Origin of the sequence: Gaoshiqia sediminis (assembly GCF_025907915.1) — a bacterium.
Classification (GTDB): domain Bacteria; phylum Bacteroidota; class Bacteroidia; order Bacteroidales; family Prolixibacteraceae; genus Gaoshiqia; species Gaoshiqia sediminis.
Genome location: NZ_JAPAAF010000108.1, coordinates 1 through 632 on the forward strand (window position 1 = coordinate 1; position 632 = coordinate 632).

Genomic DNA, 632 nt, shown 5'->3' on the forward strand with positions numbered 1-632 from the left:
AAGCACCCGATCACGAAGTGATCCAACCATTCATCACCCCCAATCCAATTGGGGGAATACGACAACCAACCACTCTCCTCAACCCCGAAGCGGGTTGAACTAACCGGATATCGCGGCACCCGGAAAGCCTTCCGACAAAAAAAGAGATGATGGGACGTGACCCCAACCCCAAATTAAACGAACGCGCCTGTTCTTTGGCAGCCGGACGGTCACGACATGTCGTGACCATACGCGTTACTGCAAAACGGAAGCAACTTTTAGCCCTAAAATCCAATTCCACTCCTTCGGAGTAATCAGTACGACTAGAAAAGCCAACTTCAACCGAAGCACCCCGATCACGAAGTGATCGAACCATTCATCACCCCCAATCCAATTGGGGGAATACGACAAACAACCACTCTCCTCAACCCCGAAGCGGGTTGAACTATTGATTTTTTCAATCGATTTTATCGCAAAAGTTTCATAACTTCTCAAAAAAAAAAGAATACCATGTCTAGTTACCGCCAAATTTTATATCACCTCACTTTTCACACAAAGAATAGTGAGAAAGTTCTATACAATTCAGGAAATGATCCACTTTACAGATATATCTGGGGAGTTCTGAAAAGTAAAAACTGCAAGTTGTATCGTAT

1 protein-coding gene is annotated in these 632 nt (G+C 44.5%); it reads right to left on the reverse strand.

Features of this window, described 5'->3' with window-relative positions; genetic code table 11:
- Positions 1-234: 234 nt before the first annotated feature.
- On the reverse strand, positions 235-474 hold the full coding sequence (locus tag N2K84_RS20195) for a hypothetical protein (RefSeq protein WP_282593643.1): 240 nt from the start codon (positions 472-474) through the stop codon (positions 235-237).
- Positions 475-632 lie beyond the last annotated feature (158 nt).